We start from the raw sequence: 19,120 nt of genomic DNA on the forward strand, positions 1-19,120 counted from the left end.
CGATGAAAAATGTCCTGAAATTTACCCCGATGGTGATGGCACTGTTGCTGGCGGGCTGCGCGGTGGGTCCTGATTATCAGCGCCCGACCATGGCGATGCCGACGCATTTTAAAGAAGCCAAAGGCTGGCAGCAGGCCACGCCGCAGGATGCAGAGAGCAAAGGCGACTGGTGGTTGGTGTATCACGATGCCACGCTGGATAGCCTGTTGCGTCAGGTGAGCATCTCCAACCAGAACGTGGCGAGCTATGCCGCGCAGTACCGTGAAGCGCAGGCGCTGACCTCACAATCTCGCGCGGCGTTATTTCCTTCGGTGAGCTACGACGCCAGCAGCACGCGCAGCGGCAGTCGGGCCAGCACCACTGGCCAGCGCAGCGTCAGCAATGCGCATGCCGCCGATCTCAGCGCCAGCTGGGAGCTGGATGTGTGGGGCAAACTGCGCCGCACACTGGAAGAGAACAAAGCCAGTGCGCAGGCGAGTAAGGCCGAGTTGGCGAATATCACGCTGAGTGCGCAGTCAGAGCTGGCACAGGATTACTTCCAGCTGCGCATCCTCGACGAGAAGATTGCCCTGTATCAGCGCAGTATCGACGCCTATCAGCGTTATCTGACGGTGATTCAGAACAAGTACTCGGCGGGCAGCGAATCCCGCGCCACCCTGGCACAGGCGCAGATGCAGCTGGAGAGCGCACGCGCCTCGGCACAGGATTATCAGTGGCAGCGTGCCCAATCGGAACACGCCATTGCGCTGTTGCTGGGCCGTGCGCCGGCTGATTTCTCGCTGCCAGTGGCGAAGCTGGAGGCTAAGTTACCAGCCATCCCTCATAGCCTGCCTTCTGCGCTGTTACAGCGTCGTCCGGATATTGCCTATGCCGAGCGTAATGTGGCAGCAGCCAATGCGGCGGTGGGTGTCGCCATCGCCGGTTACTATCCGGATTTGACCCTGAGCGCCAGCGGTGGCGTGAGTTCGTCGGCCATTAATAGCCTGTTCTCACTACCCAATCGCGTCTGGTCATTAGGGCCGGAGTTGAGCGGCACGCTGCTGGACTTCGGTGCGACCTCGGCCAAAGTGGAACAGGCACGCGCCGCCTATGACGCCAGCGTGGCGGATTATCGCCAGTCGGTGCTGACGGCGATGGGGGAAGTGGAAGATTATCTGGTGCAGCTGAATACGCTGCAAGGCGAAATTGCTTCACAGCAGCTGGCGACCAGTGCCGCGCAGGAGTCAGCCCGCGTGACGCGTAATCAGTATGATGCCGGGATGATTGATTACCTTGATGTGGCCACCACCGAAAACAGCAGTCTGAGCGAGCAGCAGAGTTTACTGTCACTGCAGAGCACGCAGTGGGTAAGCAGCGTTGAGCTGATTGCCGCGCTGGGCGGGGGTTGGCAGGGGTAAGTGTTATTCGTTCTGGCAGGGATGAGTTTTAGCAGCATAGATGAGGATTGTTTTGCAGTTTACAGCAGCTAAGTATGAGGCTGTTGATTCTGTTGTGGGCTTTTTGGGTGCGGAGTGGTGGGCTATAGCGTCTTTGTTCAGTGGACTGCCCGGCCACCGCAGAGGGGCTTTGGCCTCAAGCATCGTGCCCTTTTTGAACCAAACACCGAGCATATGCACGATCAGGTTCCCTTCTACCTAAACTCACATAAGCCAATGTGCAGCCTGTTCTCTTTGGCGAAGCGCCCCCAGTCTGCGTCAGCACCTGTTTACCACCCCAGATTGCGCTCTCACCTTTAAGCCAGTGCAGCCATGACGGCATTAGCACTGAGCAGCATTTCACAATTATCAGCACCCCAACGGTACATTCTTTCATGTTGCACACCACAGCCACCTCAATTCCTCACCATAAATCACCGCGCCACTTGTCGAAAATCGCCAGATCCTGCAAGGTAAGCGCCATATTTAAACGCTGCTAAGGAGCTGGCATGCTTTTCACTGTTCTGCGTTTCCTGTTTCGCCTGTTATGGCGGGTGGAACTGCGTGGCGATCTCACCGCACTGCACAAAGAAAAAGTGCTGATCACCCCTAACCATATGTCTTTCCTTGATGGCATTTTGGTGGCGCTGTTTTTGCCGATTAAACCGGTGTTCGCCGTCTATTCCTCGATCAGCGATCAATGGTTTATGCGGCTCCTCAAGCCGATTATCGACTTCGTGCCGCTCGATCCCACGAAACCGATGTCGATCAAACATCTGGTGCGCATGATCAATGAAGGTCGTCCGGTGGTGATCTTCCCTGAAGGGCGCATCACGGTGACGGGATCGCTGATGAAAATCTACAGCGGAGCGGGCTTTGTCGCGGCGAAATCGGGTGCGACCGTAGTCCCCATGCGTATTGAAGGTGCGGAGTACACGCCGTTTGGGCGTTTGGCAGGGGTATTTAAGCGCCGCCTGTTCCCGCGTATTACCCTGAGCGTATTGCCTGCTACCGTCATCCCGATGCCGGAAGCGAAACGTGCGCGTGATCGTCGCATACTGGCGGGTGAGCACTTACATCATGTGATGATGGAAGCACGTATGGCGGTACGTCCGCGCGAAACCTTGTTCGAAGCCTTTCTCAATGCGCGCCAGCGTTATGGCCTGACTAAACCCTGTATTGAAGATATCAACTTCAAACCGGACAGCTACACCGGGCTGCTGAAAAAATCGCTGGGCGTGGGGCGTATTCTTGAGCGCTACAGCCAGCAGGGTGAATACGTTGGCCTGCTGCTGCCGAATGCCACTGTCACGGCGGCGGCGATCCTCGGGGCATCACTGCGCGGGCGTATCCCGGCGATGCTCAATTACACCGCGGGCGTCAACGGCATGCGCGCGGCGCTCACTGCTTCGCAGGTCAAAACCGTCTTCACTTCGCGCCAGTTCCTGGAGAAGGGCAATCTGGGGCATCTGCCGCAGGGCTTAACCGAAGTCCAGTGGATCTACCTCGAAGACCTCAAAGACACCGTTACCCTGAAAGACAAGTTGTGGATTCTGACTCACCTGCTGATGCCGCGCCGTGCCCAGGTTCCGCAGCAGCCGGAAGAGGCGGCCATGGTGCTGTTCACCTCGGGTTCCGAAGGCAACCCCAAAGGCGTGGTGCACTCACATAAAAGCCTGTTGGCTAACGTCGAGCAAATTCGTACTGTGGCGGATTTCACCCCGCGCGATCGCTTTATGTCGGCGCTGCCGCTGTTCCATGCTTTCGGCCTCACGGTGGGCTTGTTTACGCCGCTGCTCACCGGCGCGCAGGTGTTCCTTTATCCGAGTCCGCTGCATTACCGCATCGTGCCGGAACTGGTGTATGACCGTAACTGCACCGTGCTGTTTGGCACCTCAACCTTCCTCGGTAACTACGCGCGCTTTGCCAATCCGTATGATTTTGCACGCCTGCGCTATGTGGTGGCGGGTGCAGAGAAGTTGCAGGAAGGCACGCGTCAAATCTACGCCGAGAAATACGGCATCCGCATTCTCGAAGGCTATGGCGTCACCGAGTGTGCGCCAGTGGTGGCCATCAATGTGCCGATGGCGGCGAAACCTCACACCGTGGGTCGTATTCTGCCCGGCATGGATTCACGTTTGATCTCCGTGCCAGGTATCGAGCAGGGCGGTCGTCTGCAACTGCGTGGTCCGAATGTGATGAACGGTTACCTGCGCGTGGAAAATCCGGGTGTTTTAGAGAAGCCCGTGGCGGACAACGGCGAAGGTGAGATGGAAGCCGGTTGGTATGATACCGGCGACATTGTTAGCTTCGATGAAGGTGGCTTCTGCCAGATTCAGGGCCGTGCCAAACGCTTCGCCAAAATCGCCGGTGAGATGGTGTCACTGGAAAGCGTCGAGCAGATCGCGCTGAAAGCCTCGGGTGAGAAGCAACATGCCGCCTCTCTGCGTCCTGATGGTCATCGCGGTGAAGCCTTAGTGCTGTTTACTACAGACAGCGCACTGAACCGCGAGCAACTGCTTAAAGCCGCGCGTGACATCGGCGCGCCAGAGCTGGCGGTGCCGCGCGACATTCGCTTTATGAAACAGCTGCCGCAGCTGGGTAGCGGTAAACCAGATTACGTCAGCCTGAAACAGCTGGCCGAAGAGGAGCAGGCATGAGTCAGGCGGTTAATCCCGATTCACCGTTACTGTCACGCAATATGATGGCGGTGATCGTGGCGCAGTTTTTTTCCGCGTTTGGCGACAACGCGCTCCTGTTTGCCACGCTGGCGGTGCTGAAAAGTCAGCTCTATCCTGACTGGAGCCAGCCGATTCTGCAGATGATGTTTGTGGCCACTTACATTCTTCTGGCACCGTTTGTCGGGCAGATGGCTGACAGTTTTGCCAAAGGCCGGGTGATGATGTTCGCCAACAGCCTCAAGCTGCTGGGCGCGCTGATTATCTGCTTCGGCTTCAATCCATTCCTTGGCTATACGCTGGTGGGCATTGGTGCGGCATCCTACTCGCCGGCGAAATACGGCATCCTGACGGAGATTACACGCGGTGAAAGGCTGGTCAAAGCCAACGGCTTGATGGAGTCATCGACGATTGCTGCCATTCTGCTGGGTTCGGTGGCGGGCGGTATTCTGGCTGACTGGAATCTGCTGGCCGCGCTGGTTGTGTGTGCACTCACTTACGCGCTGGCGGTGGTGGCGAATATCTTTATCCCTAAACTTATGGCGGCACGCCCGGGCCAGAGTTGGCAGTTTGGTGCCATGTTCCGCAGTTTCAGGGACTCTGCGCTGCTGCTGTGGCGTAACGGCGAGACGCGTTTTTCCCTGCTCGGCACCAGCATGTTTTGGGGCGCGGGGGTAACGCTGCGTTTCCTGCTGGTGCTGTGGGTGCCCGTCGCGCTGGGTATCACCGACAATAAAACGCCGACCACGTTAAATGCCATGGTGGCGATCGGGATTGTGATTGGCGCCGCCGCAGCGGCGAAACTGGTGACGCTACAAACCGTGCGCCGTTGCATGCCCGCCGGGATATTGATTGGCGTAATGGTGGTGGTGTTCTCACTGCAAACCAGCTTGCTGAATGCCTATCTGGTGCTGATGGTGATTGGTGCGCTGGGAGGCTTCTTTGTGGTGCCACTCAATGCGCTGCTGCAGGAACGCGGCAAAGAGTCGGTGGGCGCAGGTAACGCGATTGCGGTGCAAAACTTCGGTGAAAACATCGCGATGTTGGTGATGCTGGCGCTGTACACCATCGCGGTGAAGTTGGGTGCACCTGCGGTGGCAACCGGTATTGGGTTCGGTGGGATTTTTGCTGTGGCGATTGCGGTGCTGTGGTGGAAATCGCGCCGTTAAGGCGGTGTGTAGAAAAACCAGGTCGCCAGTCATGGCGACCAGAGATCCGAAATGTGCGCCTTCACGGTACTCAGGCAAAAACCGCGTCATACGCCAATAGAGTGCGCATCCAGGCTCATCGGGCCAAAGTCTTAACCACCAGGCCATCCATGCTGCAGGTCGTTGCAACGCAAACCGTTGCGCCGCAACGATGACATCCCGTTAAGGTGCCGGGTAAGTATACTGACGATGAATCGCTTCCAGTTCCTCTAACACATCGGCATTCAGCGTCAGGTTGAAACTCTCCACGTTAATCTTCAGCTGTTCCAGTGTGGTGGCGCCCAGCAGTGTACTCGCCACAAACGGCTGTTGACGCACGTAAGCCAGCGCCATCTGTGATGGATCCAGATTGTGCTTCTTCGCCAGACCAACATAAGCGGCAATCGCCTGATTCGACTGTTCACCACTGTAGCGGGTGAAGCGGCTAAACAGGGTGTTACGCGCACCGGCAGGTTTAGCACCATTCAGATATTTGCCGCTCAGAGTCCCAAACGCCAGGCTTGAGTAGGCCAGTAGTTCAACCCCTTCATGCTGGCTGATTTCCGCCAGACCGACTTCAAAGCTGCGGTTCAGTAGGCTGTAAGGGTTCTGAATGGTCACAATACGCGGCAACTCGTGCTTCTCAGCCAGTTGCAGATAGCGCATCACGCCCCATGCAGTTTCGTTAGACACGCCGATGTAGCGAATCTTACCTGCGCGCACCTGCTCATTCAGGGCTTCCAGCGTTTCCAGCAGCGTCACGTTGGCGGTGGTTTCGCTGTACTGGTAGCCCAGTTTGCCGAAATAGTTGGTTTGACGCTGCGGCCAGTGCAGCTGGTAGAGATCGAGATAGTCGGTGTTCAGACGCTTCAGGCTGGCATCCAGCGCTTCGCGAATGTTTTTGCGATCCAGCGCCTGATTAGGGCGAATCGACGCATCTGCGCCGCGCACCGGACCGGCAATTTTGCTGGCCAGAATGATCTTGTCACGGCTGCCGCGCTTCTTCAGCCAGCTGCCAATGTACTGTTCGGTTAATCCCTGGGTTTCCGGGCGTGGCGGCACCGGATACATTTCAGCGGTATCAATCAGGTTGATGCCACTGCTAATCGCGTAATCGAGTTGCGCGTGGGCGTCGGCTTCGCTGTTTTGCTCACCAAACGTCATGGTTCCTAACCCCAGTTGGCTGACTTCCAGCGTACTGTGGGGGATGCGGTGATAATGCATTGCCGGCTTCCTTTTTTCATTATGAAAGGGAATGTTGTGTCCTCTGGGACTATATCCTGTGAAGCGGCGCGGAAGGAAGGGGGGAAAGTTCGGGAAATCGCCTGCACTGGGGAAAAAATCGTGCAGGCAATCGAATTTGGCACTTAACGCTCAATGATGGTGGAGACCTCGTCACCATTGATCTGCATCACATGACCTTGATCGTCAGTGTACTGCACCAAACCTGTCTCTTTATCGATGGACGGTTTGCCATCAGTCTTAATCATACGGCCATCTTTGGTCGCCATCACGTAATCACTGCTGCAACCACTCAACGTCAGCGCGACCAGCATAATACCCACGACACTCACCAACCCTTTCATTCTTATCTCCCTCAACCTACTTCAACTGCAAAAGTGTAGTAATAAATGCTTTCGCTGGCTGACGTAATCGCATCATTCCTAAAATTAAAGGGCGAGATGCGCTCGCCCTTGACATCGTTAAGCCGCGCTTTTCTTGCTGCGCATCAGGTTCAGGCACTCCACGGCCATGGAGAAGAACATGGCAAAATAAATGTAACCTTTTGGTACATGGATGCCGAAACTCTCCAGAATCAGGGTAAAGCCGACCAGAATCAGGAATGCCAGCGCCAGCATTTTCACCGATGGATGACGCTCAACAAATTCACCAATGGCGCGTGCGGCAAACATCATCATCAACACGGCAATGACCACGGCAGCCATCATGATGAACAGATGATCGGACAAGCCGACAGCGGTGATCACCGAATCGAGGCTGAAAATAATGTCCAGCAACATGATCTGTACGATTGCGCCGAAGAAGGAGTGGACGTTGGTTTTGTGTTCACCTTCGGCGCCTTCAATGGTTTCATGAATCTCCATACTGGATTTCCACAGCAGGAACAGACCACCAAACAGCAGTATCAGGTCGCGCGCCGAGAAGCTGTGATCCATCAGGGTAAACAGCGGATTGGTGAGGCGGACTACCCAGGCGATGGACGCCAGCAAGCCCAGTCGCATCAGCATGGCGCCCATTAAACCGAGGCGGCGAGCTTTGTTTTGTTGGTGTTTCGGCAACTTAGCGACAACCAGCGACAGGAAGATAATGTTGTCGATACCCAAAACCACTTCCAGAATGGTCAATGTTCCCAGTGCCAGCCAGGCATTGGGATCAGCAATCCAGTCAAACATGAATCATTCAATCCTAAACGAAAATTAAACGGCGATTATACGCACCCGATACGCCTGACTTACAGTAGAAAATGGCGTGCCAGCAGCGGTCCGGTGAAGCTTTTCTTGAGATAAAAACCGCGCGGTAGCGTCATTATAGGTTCTCCACGCTCACCGATGGCTTCCGTCAGCGCTTTGCTGTTGGCCGCTTTCGGGCGGATCTGCAGCCAGGCGCCGTGACGGGCGGTAATGCGTTCCACCTGGCCCAGCACGATCATATCCATCAACTCTTCCCAGTCTTCACGCAACTGCTGATCTTCTTCCTCGCTCGGTTGCCATAACAGCGGCGATCCCACACGACGATCCGCGAGGGGCAAAGCACGGTCGCCCTCAATCGGGATCCATAACACCCGCGCCAGCTTGTGGCGCACATGGCTGGTCTCCCAGGTTACGCCGCTGTTGCCAGTCAGGGGCGCAACGCAGACAAAGGTGGTTTCCAGCGGTTTGCCCAGCGCATCCACGGGGATGGTCTTGAGTTCTATACCGAGATGGGCGAAATCCTGCTCCGCTTTGCTACCCGCGCTGGCACCCAGGTGCTGCTCAATCAGCATGCCAACCCAGCCTTTATCCCGCCGCAAATCAGCCGGCACCGGTAAACTCAGCTGTGCTGCCAGTGCTGCAAACGTCTGGCCTGCCAGTTGTTGTGCGCGCTGCAGTAATTCAGCTTCATCTTGTGGTGGCGTCGGCAATAAAACGGGGGAATTCATGGCAAAACTCATATTGGTTAAAGGATGTACAGCGCTGGCGGGTGTGAGTTTTCCACATGTGCGCAGCGTGAATAACCGTGATAATAGCATGATTAAGCGTGCTTTTTTATTTGCATTGCCGGACGACAGTGAATGCTATGGCAAGGTTATCCCAGTTTGTTATCGACAATGAACAGGATCTCCAGCCTACTTATCCACAGAAAGGTGGGATAACCCCCCTTGCTGAGCACCCCTGTTTCCATTTACAGCCTTGACTTTAACGATTTGAACGCTTTTTTTCCTTTCTTTGACCAGGTTTAGGGCATTCTCTGTGGATAAAAGCGACGCTGGTGGATCTTTGAGCAGCGAATGGAACCTGAGGTTAATTAGAAAGTGATCCGCGTTGAAACAGCACTGTCATTTTTTCCTATCACTATGATTAATGGTGTTTTTAGTGCTATCCTTTGTCTGCCTTATGAGAATTTTCTGAAGTGGTTATTCAACTCATTCCCGTGTTCTGCACAAAGCTATCCACAGAAAAGGTGAATAAGATCGCCCTGAAAACCACTCTGCTGTTTATAACTTGGCTAAACTCTGTGAGTTATCCTGTTTTTATACTGCTATCACCCCGGATATCCAGTGGTTTACCGCCTGTAAGGAGTGTGAAACAATCAGGCTATTCAAATTTAGCTTTGAGGTAGTCCAGTGATCGATGATGATGGCTACCGCCCGAATGTTGGTATCGTAATCTGTAACAGGCAAGGACAAGTGTTATGGGCCAGGCGCTTTGGACAGCACTCCTGGCAATTTCCTCAGGGAGGCATCAATCCGGGTGAAACCGCTGAACAGGCGATGTATCGCGAACTGTTCGAAGAGGTGGGTTTACACCGCAAAGATGTTCGAATACTTGCTTCAACCCGTAACTGGTTACGTTACAAGTTGCCAAAACGTTTGGTGCGTTGGGACACAAAGCCGGTGTGTATCGGCCAGAAACAAAAGTGGTTTCTTCTGCAGTTGATGTGTAGTGACGCGGAAATCAATGTGCAACACAGCAGCACACCTGAGTTTGATGGTTGGCGCTGGGTCAGCTTTTGGTATCCGGTGCGTCAGGTCGTCTCTTTCAAGCGCGATGTCTATCGCCGCGTGATGAAAGAATTCGCTGGCGTGGTGATGTCTATGCAGGAGAGTGCGGGGCAGCGTAACAACAATGCCGCTCATCGACGTAAAAGAGGATAGGCCACGCCCTTTATGCTCACTCAGTTGCGCGAAATAGTAGAGAAAGTGGCGAGTGCTCCGCGTCTGAATGAAGCACTCGACATTCTGGTAAACGAAATTTGCCTTGCGATGGAAACCGAGGTCTGCTCGGTTTATCTCGCAGATCACGATCGTCGTTGCTACTACCTGATGGCGACGCGCGGGCTGAAAAAGCCGCGCGGTCGCACTGTCACGCTGGCGTTTGATGAAGGGATTGTCGGGCTCGTCGGACGTTTAGCCGAGCCGATCAACCTTGCCGACGCGCAAAGCCATCCCAGCTTTAAATACATTCCCTCGGTCAAAGAAGAGCGCTATCGCTCCTTCCTCGGCGTGCCGATCATCAGCCGCCGCCAACTGCTTGGCGTGCTGGTGGTACAACAGCGCGAACATCGTCAGTTCGACGAGAGTGAAGAATCATTCCTGGTGACGCTGGCCACGCAAATGGCGGGCTTGTTATCGCAATCGCAACTTGGCCAACTGTTTGGTCAGTTCCGTCAGACTCGGGTCAAAGCCATCGCAGCGGCGCCTGGCGTGGCGGTCGCCCCCGGTTGGGTTGATGAAACTCAGCCGTTGCTGGATCAGGTCTCTGCGGCCTCGACGCTGGATGTGCAGCGTGAACGCGAGCGTCTGGTGCTGGCGATGGGCGAGGCCGGCAATGAATTTCGCCGCTTCAGCAAACGCTTTACTGCCAGTGTGCAAAAAGAGAGTGCGGCGATCTTCGATCTCTACTCACACCTGTTAACCGATGCCCGTTTGAAAAAAGATCTGTTTGCCGAGATCGATCGCGGATCGGTTGCCGAGTGGGCGGTCAAAACGGTGATCGAGAAGTTCGCTGAACAGTTTGCCAGCCTGCAGGATCAATATTTACGTGAGCGCGCGGGTGATTTGCGCGTGCTCGGGCAACGTCTGCTGTTTCACCTCGACGATACGCTGGTGGGGACGAATGCCTGGCCTGAACGCTTCGTGCTGGTGGCGGATGAACTCACCGCGACCACGCTGGCAGAGCTGCCACCAGAGCGTTTAGCCGGTGTGGTGGTACGCGACGGTGCGGCCAATTCCCATGCGGCCATTCTGACGCGCGCGATGGGCATTCCCACCGTCATGGGTGCGGATATCATCCCTGCACAGCTCAACAAACGCCTGCTGATTGTCGATGGCTACCGCGGCGAGCTGTTAATCGATCCTGAACCTGTGTTGGTGCAGGAGTATCAGCGTTTGATCAGCGAAGAAAACGCGCTGAGCAAAATGGCTGAAGGTGTGGTGGAGCAACCCGGCGAGCTGAAAAGCGGCGAACGGGTGCAGGTGATGCTGAACGCGGGCCTGAGCCCTGAGCATGAACAGAAGCTGGATAACTGGGTGGATGGCATCGGCCTGTACCGCACAGAGATTCCGTTTATGCTGCACAACGGCTTCCCGTCGGAAGAGGAGCAGGTCGCGCAATATCAAGGCATGCTGCAACTGTTCTACGATAAGCCGGTGACGCTGCGTACGCTGGATGTCGGCGCGGATAAACAGCTGCCTTACATGCCGATCAGTGAAGAGAATCCTTGCCTCGGCTGGCGTGGCATTCGTTTGACGCTCGACCAGCCAGAAATCTTCCTGGTGCAGGTGCGCGCCATGCTGCGTGCGAACGTGGCATCAGGCAATCTCAGCATTCTGCTGCCGATGATCAGCCATATCGATGAGATCGACGATGCGCGTCGTCTGATCGATCGTGCCGGTCGTGAAGTGGAAGAGATGCTGGGTTATGTGATCCCGAAGCCGCGTATTGGCGTGATGATCGAAGTGCCTTCCATGCTATTTATGATCCCGCATCTGGCGGATCGTGTGGACTTTATCTCCGTTGGCACCAACGATCTGACGCAGTATTTGCTGGCGGTGGATCGCAACAATACCCGGGTGGCGAATCTCTACGATCCTCTGCATCCGGCGATGCTGCGCGCGCTGCAAAGCATTGCCCATGAAGCCCGCCAGGCCAAACTGGAACTCTGCCTGTGTGGTGAAATGGCGGGTGATCCAATGTGCGTGGCGCTGCTGGTGGGCATGGGTTATCACCATCTCAGCATGAACGGCAAAAACATTCCGCGCGTGAAGTATCTGTTGCGTCACCTCGATCACGAGGAAACGCAAAAGCTCAGTGAAAATGGCGTGGCGGCGCATACCGCTTCTGAAGTGCGCCATCTGGTATCCGCGTTCATGGAGCGACGTGGACTGGGCGGTTTGATTCGCGGCGGTCGTTAACAGCGTTTACATTTCCGCGGCAATTGTGAAATGCGGCTGTGCTATCATGCGCAGCCTTTTATGGTATGACCCCTTAGCCAGACCCGTTTCAGGGCAGAAAAAACGATGGTGAAAGATGACTAACGGCTACATTTCGTTTCCCCAATTCGATCCGGTAATTTTCTCCATCGGACCGATTTCGCTTCACTGGTACGGTTTGATGTATCTGGTGGGCTTTGTATTTGCTATGTGGCTGGCGGTGCGCCGTGCCAACAAACCCGGCAGCGGCTGGAAAAAAGAAGAAGTGGAAAACCTGCTGTATGCGGGCTTCCTTGGCGTGTTCCTTGGTGGCCGTATTGGTTACGTGCTGTTCTATAACTTGCCGCTGTTCCTCGATAATCCACTCTATCTGTTCAAAGTCTGGGATGGCGGTATGTCGTTCCACGGTGGCTTGATCGGGGTGATCGTGGTGATGCTGGTGTTTGCGCGCCGTACCAAACGCACGTTCTTCCAGGTGTCCGATTTCATTGCTCCGCTGATTCCGTTTGGTTTGGGTGCCGGTCGTCTCGGCAACTTCATCAACGGCGAGCTGTGGGGCCGTGTCGATCCCAACTTCAAATTCGCCATGCTGTTCCCGGGGTCGCGCAGTGAAGATATCGCGCTGGCGGCGAACAATCCGCAATATCAGCAGCTGCTGAGCACTTACGGTGTGTTGCCGCGTCATCCTTCGCAGCTGTATGAGCTGTTCCTCGAAGGCATCGTGCTGTTCATCATTCTCAACCTGTTTATTCGCAAGCCGCGCCCGATGGGCAGCGTCTCTGGCCTGTTCCTGATTGGCTATGGCGCTTTCCGCATCATCGTTGAGTTCTTCCGCCAGCCGGATGCCCAACTGGGCCTGTTTGAAGGTGGCATCAGCATGGGGCAGATTCTCTCCATCCCGATGATTCTGGCCGGTGTGATTATGATGATCTGGGCGTTCCGTCGTCGTCCGCAGCAACAAACTCGTGAGGTAAAATGAAACAGTATCTGGATTTAATGCAACATGTGCTGAATGAAGGCGCAGAGAAAGCCGACCGAACCGGTACGGGCACCCTGTCGATTTTCGGCCACCAGATGCGTTTCAATTTGCAGGACGGTTTTCCCCTGGTCACCACCAAGAAAGTGCACCTGCGTTCCATCATTCATGAGCTGCTGTGGTTCCTGAAAGGCGAAACCAACATCAGCTACCTGAAAGATAACAAGGTGACGATTTGGGACGAGTGGGCTGATGAGAATGGCGATTTAGGTCCGGTTTACGGCAAGCAGTGGCGCAGCTGGGGCAGTGCGTCAGGTGAAGAGATCGACCAGATTAGCAAAGTGATTGAGCAGCTGAAGCGCGATCCCGATTCACGCCGCATCATTGTATCGGCATGGAACGTGGGCGAGCTGGACCAGATGGCGCTGGCACCGTGCCATGCGTTCTTCCAGTTCTACGTGGCGAACGGCAAGCTCTCTTGCCAGCTCTATCAGCGCTCCTGCGATATCTTTCTCGGCCTGCCGTTTAATATCGCTAGCTATGCGCTGCTGGTGCATATGGTGGCGCAGCAATGCGATCTGGAAGTGGGTGATTTTGTCTGGACCGGTGGCGATACTCATCTGTACAGCAACCACCTGGAGCAGGCGCAGTTACAGCTAACGCGCGAGCCGCGCCCGCTGCCGAAGCTGGTGATCAAGCGTAAGCCTGCTTCTATCTTCGACTACAACTTCGAAGATTTTGAGATCGAAGGTTACGACCCGTATCCGGCCATTAAAGCGCCAGTCGCGGTGTAAACTGACTCGCATCAACCCTGAAGCCCTGCCACTGTGCGGGGCTTTTTTATCTCTGTTATCTGCCTCCGCCTCACAAAAATTTGTCTCTTCATGTACCGCGCGAAAATAGCCTGCGCAATGCTTTCCATCCTGCTTGATGTTGCCTTGTTACCCGCCGTGAAGATGCGCATCTTTATCGCCATGAACAAACACGCAAACCTCGGTTTCACCTTGCCGGAACTGCTATTGGTGATGGTGATCGCTGGCATACTCAGCCTCGGCGCCCTGCACAGTTGGCAGCGCTGGCAGCAGCATCAGCAGCTGCGCGATAGCGTGCAGCAATTACAGGGTTTTCTGTTACGGCTGCGCGCCCATGCGAACTGGCATAATAGCGATCTCAATTTGTGGTTGATTCCCGGCGAACGCGGCTGCCTCGGCGTGGGGGTAAAACCGCCGGAGGGCTGTGAGCTGCCTTCACGCTGGAGGTTAGCGCCGCCGCACACCGGGGTGCGCTTCAGCGCGATCATCGGTGAGCCGGGTTTCTTTGGGCGGCGTGACGTGGCGCGGCCTGGCAGCATTGAGGTTGAAAGCGCGGTCGGTCGCTGGCGGGTGATTATCTCTTCACGAGCACGCCTTCGCGCCTGTCAGGCGGGAGAAAAAGGGTGCGAATAGCGGAGGCCGGCTTCAGCCTGCTGGAGATGCTGATTGCGCTGGCGGTAGGGGCAATATTAATGGTCAGCGTGGGCCGGTTCTTGCCGCTGCTGCTGGAACAAAATCTGCGCCTGCAGCAGCGTGTGCAGTTGCAACAGGAGCTACAGCAGCTTTCCCATACGCTGCAAAAGGCGTTACAGCGCGCGGGATATTGTCGCGGGCAATGCAGTGGACCGGCGCTCACGCTCGCTGCTGGTGGCAGCTGTGTCCTGCTGCGCTGGGATGAAAACAGCAATGGACGCTGGGAAGATGTGGGCAGCAGTGACAGTGACTTTTACGGCTATCGATTGCGCAGTGGGCAACTGGAAATGCAGCGCGCGGTGGATAGCTGCAACGGCAACGGTTGGGAGCGCCTGACCGATCCCGCTTTTCTCACGATTGAGCATTTCAACGTGGTGCGGCAGGGAACCCGGTTAGTTCTCCATCTGACGGGTCGAGCGGGTGCGCAAAGCCTGCAGGTTGAGCACTGGGTTGAAGGACGAAATTTATGAGTCAGTACGGCAACAGTACGTTGGGCATGGTGTTGATGCTGTTACTGCTCGGCAGCCTGACGCTTCATGCCACGCGCACGCAGTTGTCACAGGGCATGGTGCTGGTGGCCGATACACAGCAGTATCATCAAGATTTTGCGCAAGCACAGGCTGCGCTGCAATGGGGGCTGATGCAGAGTTGGCCTGCAGCGTCCGGTTGGCAATGTCAGCAACAGTCCCTACACCAGTGGTTAAGCTGCTTATTATATACGGAGGAGGGTAATGCGCTGTTATCGGGTCAGGATGAAAAGAGTGAACTCCGCCTCTGGCAATGGGTCTCGCCACGCAGCCATCGGCTGCATCCCCAGGCGCACGGCTGGATTGACTACTGTCCATTGTCTAAACCGGAGCACTGCCAGCCGCAGGAAGGATCAGCAGGGCTTTAGCCTGGCTGAAACGTTGGTGGCGATGCTGCTGCTGGCGATGACCATCAGCACGCTGTTGCAATACCATCAAGCGCTGGCCTTAGGGTTTAGTCAACAGTGGCAGCAGCGCCAGGCGTGGCAGGTTGCCGGGCAAGCCTTGCTGGGGCGTGAGGTGGCGGGCTGGCACATCGAGCGTCAGCAGCAGAGTGTGGGCATAGGATGCGTGCTGGAGCGCATCACGGTGACGGGCTCGCAACAGCGCAGCGCCAGCCTGGCTCAGCTCAATTGTCACTAAGGTGACCTCGGCGATAGGCATCGTTAGCGATACAGGGTAGAGTGACCAGGCTGCGCTGTTTTCCCTCTCAAGGAGATTTATGTTCCGGGTTTACCACTCCAATCAGCTTGATCTGTTGAAAAATCTGGCAGGTATTCTGATTGAAAACCAGCCGCTGAACGATGCGTTCGCGGCCGAACAGGTGCTGGTGCAGAGCCCCGGCATGGCGCAGTGGCTGCAGATGGAACTGGCAAACAGTTTTGGTATTGCAGCGAACATCGACTTTCCGCTCCCTGCGACCTTTATCTGGAACATGTTTGTCAAAGTGCTGCCCGGCATTCCAGAGGAGAGCGCTTTCACCAAAGCCAGCATGAGCTGGAAATTGATGCATCGCTTGCCCACCTTGCTGGAGCAGGAGGCGTTTCAGCCGTTGCGTCACTACCTCAATGAAGACGATGACAAGCGCAAGCTGTATCAACTCAGCGCCCGCGTTGCCGATCTGTTTGACCAGTATCTGGTGTATCGTTCTGATTGGCTCAACAGTTGGGAGCGCGGAGAACTCATCGACGGCTTGAGCGATGCCCAGCAGTGGCAGGCCCCGCTGTGGCGCGATCTGGTGGCGTTCACCGAACAATTGGGCCAGCCGATGTGGCACCGTGCCAACCTGTATGCGCGCTTTATCCACGCGCTGGAGCAGGCAACGACGGCACCAGCGGGGTTGCCGCAGCGCGTGTTTATTTGTGGTATCTCTGCGTTGCCGCCCGTGTATTTGCAGGCGCTGGAAGCGCTCGGCCGCCATATCGATATTCATCTGCTGTTTACCAATCCCTGCCGCCACTACTGGGGCGATATTCAGGATTACGCGTTCCTCGCGAAATTGCAGAGCCGCAAGCGTCGCCGCATGCAGTCTGAAGAGGCACAGCCGCTGTTCCGCGATCCCGAAGCAGCACCGACGCTGTTCAACGAACTCGGCGAGCAACAACTCACCAATCCGTTATTGGCCTCCTGGGGCAAACTCGGGCGCGATAACCTGTTCCTGCTCAGTCAGATGGAATCCGCCGCCAACGATATTGATGCCTTTGTTGAGATGCCGCAGGACAGCCTGCTACACAGTCTGCAAGCCGATCTGCTCAACCTGGATGACCACGCCGTGATCGGTTTGCACGCCGATGAACTGGGTAACAGCCACAAAAAACGAGTGCTCGATCCTGACGATCGCACCATCACGCTGCAGGTGTGTCATAGCGCTCAGCGTGAAGTGGAAGTGTTACAGGATCATCTGCTGGCGCTGATGGAGGCCGATCCCGATCTTAAACCGCGCGACATCATCGTGATGGTGGCGGATATCGATAGCTACGCGCCATTCATTCAGGCGGCGTTTGCCAGTGCGCCTGCGGATCGTTATCTGCCGTTTGCCATCTCGGATCGCCGCGCCAGCCAGGCACATCCGGCGATTCTGGCCCTGCTGAGCGTGCTGGCATTACCGGACAGCCGTTTCGCTTCTGAAGAGGTACTGGCGCTGCTGGAAGTCCCTGCGCTGGCGCAGCGCTTTTCGGTGGATGAAAGCGGTCTGCGCCTGCTGCGTCGCTGGGTGATGGAATCCGGTATTCGCTGGGGGCTGGATGATGCCAGCGTCGAAGCATTGGCACTGCCCGCCACCGGCCAACATACCTGGCGCTTTGGTCTGCAGCGCATGCTATTGGGCTATGCACTGGAAAGTCGTAACGGTGACTGGCAGGGCATTCTGCCTTACGACGAATCCAGTGGATTGATTGCCGAACTTGCCGGACATCTGGCCGAATTACTCTCTCGCCTCGAAGCATGGCGCACCCGATTAGCCGGTGAGCGTACGCTGCCAGAATGGCTGCCGCTGTGCCGCGAGCTGATTGACAACTTTTTCAACGGCGATGCTGAAAGTGACGCGGCGTTACTGCTGGTTGAAACCCAGTGGAAACAAATTATCGAACAGGGCATGCAGGCTGACTATCAGCAGCCGATTCCTGTGACCTTATTACGTGACGAGTTGCGCTCGCGCCTCGATCAGCAACGTATTAGCCAGCGCTTCCTTGCCGGGCCGATTAACTTCTGTACCCTGATGCCAATGCGTTCAATTCCATTCAAAGTCGTCTGTTTGCTGGGGATGAACGATGGCGTCTATCCACGCACGTTAGCGCCGCTCGGTTTTGACCTGATGCAGCAGCAGGCACGCAAAGGCGATCGTAGCCGCCGTGATGATGACCGCTACCTGTTCCTGGAAGCCCTGATTTCTGCACAGCATCAGCTCTACATCAGCTATATCGGTCGTGCGATTCAGGACAACACCGAGCGTTATCCCTCCGTGTTGGTGACGGAGTTGGTGGATTATCTAGGTCAGAGTTTTTGTCTGCCAGGCGACGAAGCGTACGAACCCGACGTCAGCGAGCAGCGTGTTCGTGAACATTTACAGAAGCTCCACAGCCGCATGCCCTTTGCAGCGGAGAACTTCCGCCCTGACGCTTACGGCCAGAGCTTCGCGGCAGAATGGTTGCCCGCTGCCACCGGCAGTGGCGTGGCGCAGCCAGACTTTGTGCAACGGTTGCCGCCACTGCCGCTGGAAACGCTCTCGCTGGAGCAATTGCTGCGCTTCTGGCGTCATCCGGTACGGGCCTGGTTCCAGCAGCGGCTGGGCGTGGCTTTCTGGATGGAAGAGAGCGAATTGCCGGACAGCGAGCCGTTTGCCCCAGATAGTCTGGAGCGTTATCAAATCAATGCTCAGCTACTGAATACCCTGGTCAACGGTGAGGATCCCGCGCAGCTTTATGCACGTCATCGTGCAGCAGGCAATCTGCCATATGGTGCTTTTGGGGAACTTTTCTGGCAGAGCCAGACCGAAGAGATGCAGGAAGTGGCCGCCGAAGTGAGTGGACAGCGCCAGCCCGCAGAGAGTTGGGAAATCAATCTGCCGCTGAATGGGGTGCAGTTGACCGGCTGGTTAACCCAGGTACAAGCTGATGGGTTGTTACGCTGGCGTCCGGGTGTGCTGAACATGAACGATGGCCTGCTATTGTGGCTGGAGCATCTGGTGTACTGCGCGTTAGGCGGCAAAGGAGAAAGCCGCATGTACGGGCGCAAACAGAGCCGCTGGCGTTTTAAAGCCATCGACGCTGAACCCGCGCTCTCCCTGTTGAGTGAATACGTGGCGGCTTATCAGGCGGGGATGATGGAACCGCTGATGTTGTTGAACAAATCGGGTGGTGCCTGGCTGGATGCCAGTTTTGATCGAAAATCCGGACAGTTGCTGGATGATGACGCCACGCAGAAAAAGGCATTTAACAAATTGCTGCAAGCCTGGCAGGGTGGTTTTCAGGTGGAGGGCGAAGGCAGCGATCCTTATTTGCAGCGCCTGAGCCGTACGCTGGATGATGAGGCGGTGCAGCTGATTGTTGCCGCCGCTCGCCAGTGGTATTTACCGGTGCGCCTTGCGCATCAAGATGATGAATAGCAATCGGGTAACGCCGCTTTTGCGGGTGTTCTCAAAATCATAAAAGTTGTCTATTGCGCCGCTGGGCACACAGCCAGC

The 19,120-nt window shown here is 55.9% G+C and carries 17 protein-coding genes; 13 read left to right on the forward strand and 4 right to left on the reverse strand.

All coding sequences use genetic code 11. From position 1 onward, the window contains the following. Positions 1–2 precede the first annotated feature (2 nt). The 3 genes from IAE30_RS22215 to lplT all read left to right on the forward strand — a co-directional run bounded on the left by IAE30_RS22215 (position 3) and on the right by lplT (position 5,262). Positions 3–1,397 (forward strand): efflux transporter outer membrane subunit, encoded by a 1,395-nt coding sequence (locus tag IAE30_RS22215; protein WP_038645077.1) that lies wholly within the window; start codon positions 3–5, stop codon positions 1,395–1,397. A gap of 527 nt (positions 1,398–1,924) precedes the next feature. After that, positions 1,925–4,075 carry a bifunctional acyl-ACP--phospholipid O-acyltransferase/long-chain-fatty-acid--ACP ligase gene (aas, locus tag IAE30_RS22220; protein WP_200536774.1) on the forward strand — a complete coding sequence of 717 codons (2,151 nt, stop codon included), beginning with the start codon at positions 1,925–1,927 and terminating at the stop codon, positions 4,073–4,075. After that, the gene (gene lplT, locus IAE30_RS22225; RefSeq protein ID WP_038645081.1) at positions 4,072–5,262 is read left to right on the forward strand and encodes a lysophospholipid transporter LplT; all 1,191 of its coding nucleotides are present in this window, start codon (positions 4,072–4,074) and stop codon (positions 5,260–5,262) included. Before aas ends, lplT begins: the two co-directional genes overlap by 4 nt. Before the next feature lie 201 nt (positions 5,263–5,463). Here the strand turns inward: lplT and IAE30_RS22230 are convergent, their stop codons facing one another. From IAE30_RS22230 to mutH, 4 genes are all read right to left on the reverse strand, one after another. Beyond that, positions 5,464–6,504 (reverse strand): NADP(H)-dependent aldo-keto reductase, encoded by a 1,041-nt coding sequence (locus IAE30_RS22230; RefSeq protein WP_045816396.1) that lies wholly within the window; start codon positions 6,502–6,504, stop codon positions 5,464–5,466. Between the two features lie 143 nt (positions 6,505–6,647). After that, positions 6,648–6,866: a YgdI/YgdR family lipoprotein gene (locus IAE30_RS22235; protein WP_034823127.1), complete on the reverse strand. Its 219-nt coding sequence runs from the start codon at positions 6,864–6,866 to the stop codon at positions 6,648–6,650. Positions 6,867–6,983: 117 nt separating this feature from the next. Then, positions 6,984–7,694 carry a TerC family protein gene (locus IAE30_RS22240; protein ID WP_034823125.1) on the reverse strand — a complete coding sequence of 237 codons (711 nt, stop codon included), beginning with the start codon at positions 7,692–7,694 and terminating at the stop codon, positions 6,984–6,986. A gap of 59 nt (positions 7,695–7,753) precedes the next feature. Continuing rightward, positions 7,754–8,440, reverse strand: a complete 687-nt coding sequence (gene mutH, locus IAE30_RS22245) for a DNA mismatch repair endonuclease MutH (RefSeq protein ID WP_038645086.1) — start codon at positions 8,438–8,440, stop codon at positions 7,754–7,756. On the opposite strand from mutH, the gene IAE30_RS22250 reads away from it, so the two are divergent. The 10 genes from IAE30_RS22250 to recC all read left to right on the forward strand — a co-directional run bounded on the left by IAE30_RS22250 (position 8,439) and on the right by recC (position 19,042). Continuing rightward, positions 8,439–8,612, forward strand: a complete 174-nt coding sequence (locus tag IAE30_RS22250; protein ID WP_156102778.1) for a hypothetical protein — start codon at positions 8,439–8,441, stop codon at positions 8,610–8,612. The genes mutH and IAE30_RS22250 overlap by 2 nt on opposite strands. Positions 8,613–9,124: 512 nt before the next feature. Next, a complete protein-coding gene (gene rppH, locus IAE30_RS22255; protein ID WP_034823115.1) occupies positions 9,125–9,655 on the forward strand; it encodes an RNA pyrophosphohydrolase in 531 nt (176 codons plus the stop codon). A gap of 12 nt (positions 9,656–9,667) precedes the next feature. Continuing rightward, the gene (gene ptsP, locus IAE30_RS22260) at positions 9,668–11,914 is read left to right on the forward strand and encodes a phosphoenolpyruvate--protein phosphotransferase (RefSeq protein ID WP_038645088.1); all 2,247 of its coding nucleotides are present in this window, start codon (positions 9,668–9,670) and stop codon (positions 11,912–11,914) included. A 115-nt stretch (positions 11,915–12,029) separates the two neighbouring features. Continuing rightward, on the forward strand, positions 12,030–12,911 hold the full coding sequence (gene lgt, locus IAE30_RS22265) for a prolipoprotein diacylglyceryl transferase (protein ID WP_034823111.1): 882 nt from the start codon (positions 12,030–12,032) through the stop codon (positions 12,909–12,911). Continuing rightward, the gene (gene thyA / locus IAE30_RS22270; protein WP_038645091.1) at positions 12,908–13,702 is read left to right on the forward strand and encodes a thymidylate synthase; all 795 of its coding nucleotides are present in this window, start codon (positions 12,908–12,910) and stop codon (positions 13,700–13,702) included. Before lgt ends, thyA begins: the two co-directional genes overlap by 4 nt. A gap of 117 nt (positions 13,703–13,819) precedes the next feature. Continuing rightward, complete coding sequence (locus IAE30_RS22275; protein WP_370585631.1) at positions 13,820–14,353, forward strand: prepilin-type N-terminal cleavage/methylation domain-containing protein; 534 nt, start codon at positions 13,820–13,822, stop codon at positions 14,351–14,353. Then, a complete protein-coding gene (locus IAE30_RS22280) occupies positions 14,344–14,883 on the forward strand; it encodes a prepilin peptidase-dependent protein (protein ID WP_038645092.1) in 540 nt (179 codons plus the stop codon). Before IAE30_RS22275 ends, IAE30_RS22280 begins: the two co-directional genes overlap by 10 nt. Next, complete coding sequence (locus IAE30_RS22285) at positions 14,880–15,308, forward strand: DUF2509 family protein (protein ID WP_038645093.1); 429 nt, start codon at positions 14,880–14,882, stop codon at positions 15,306–15,308. The genes IAE30_RS22280 and IAE30_RS22285 overlap by 4 nt, the downstream gene beginning before the upstream one ends. Then, positions 15,244–15,582 carry a prepilin-type N-terminal cleavage/methylation domain-containing protein gene (locus IAE30_RS22290; RefSeq protein WP_346421441.1) on the forward strand — a complete coding sequence of 113 codons (339 nt, stop codon included), beginning with the start codon at positions 15,244–15,246 and terminating at the stop codon, positions 15,580–15,582. Before IAE30_RS22285 ends, IAE30_RS22290 begins: the two co-directional genes overlap by 65 nt. Before the next feature lie 79 nt (positions 15,583–15,661). After that, positions 15,662–19,042: an exodeoxyribonuclease V subunit gamma gene (gene recC, locus IAE30_RS22295; RefSeq protein ID WP_038645095.1), complete on the forward strand. Its 3,381-nt coding sequence runs from the start codon at positions 15,662–15,664 to the stop codon at positions 19,040–19,042. Positions 19,043–19,120: the final 78 nt, after the last annotated feature.

The sequence above is a fragment of the Pantoea sp. S61 genome (assembly GCF_016625145.1).
Classification (GTDB): domain Bacteria; phylum Pseudomonadota; class Gammaproteobacteria; order Enterobacterales; family Enterobacteriaceae; genus Pantoea; species Pantoea rwandensis_B.

Excerpts from the sequence above, each read along its gene's own strand:
- IAE30_RS22215 (WP_038645077.1), top strand. The coding sequence starts at position 3 with ATGAAAAATGTCCTGAAATTTACCCCGATGGTGATGGCACTGTTGCTG.
- aas (WP_200536774.1), top strand. The coding sequence starts at position 1,925 with ATGCTTTTCACTGTTCTGCGTTTCCTGTTTCGCCTGTTATGGCGGGTG.
- lplT (WP_038645081.1), top strand. The coding sequence starts at position 4,072 with ATGAGTCAGGCGGTTAATCCCGATTCACCGTTACTGTCACGCAATATG.
- IAE30_RS22230 (WP_045816396.1), bottom strand. The coding sequence starts at position 6,504 with ATGCATTATCACCGCATCCCCCACAGTACGCTGGAAGTCAGCCAACTG.
- IAE30_RS22235 (WP_034823127.1), bottom strand. The coding sequence starts at position 6,866 with ATGAAAGGGTTGGTGAGTGTCGTGGGTATTATGCTGGTCGCGCTGACG.
- IAE30_RS22240 (WP_034823125.1), bottom strand. The coding sequence starts at position 7,694 with ATGTTTGACTGGATTGCTGATCCCAATGCCTGGCTGGCACTGGGAACA.
- IAE30_RS22250 (WP_156102778.1), top strand. The coding sequence starts at position 8,439 with ATGGCAAAACTCATATTGGTTAAAGGATGTACAGCGCTGGCGGGTGTG.
- mutH (WP_038645086.1), bottom strand. The coding sequence starts at position 8,440 with ATGAATTCCCCCGTTTTATTGCCGACGCCACCACAAGATGAAGCTGAA.
- ptsP (WP_038645088.1), top strand. The coding sequence starts at position 9,668 with ATGCTCACTCAGTTGCGCGAAATAGTAGAGAAAGTGGCGAGTGCTCCG.
- lgt (WP_034823111.1), top strand. The coding sequence starts at position 12,030 with ATGACTAACGGCTACATTTCGTTTCCCCAATTCGATCCGGTAATTTTC.
- thyA (WP_038645091.1), top strand. The coding sequence starts at position 12,908 with ATGAAACAGTATCTGGATTTAATGCAACATGTGCTGAATGAAGGCGCA.
- IAE30_RS22275 (WP_370585631.1), top strand. The coding sequence starts at position 13,820 with ATGCTTTCCATCCTGCTTGATGTTGCCTTGTTACCCGCCGTGAAGATG.
- IAE30_RS22285 (WP_038645093.1), top strand. The coding sequence starts at position 14,880 with ATGAGTCAGTACGGCAACAGTACGTTGGGCATGGTGTTGATGCTGTTA.
- recC (WP_038645095.1), top strand. The coding sequence starts at position 15,662 with ATGTTCCGGGTTTACCACTCCAATCAGCTTGATCTGTTGAAAAATCTG.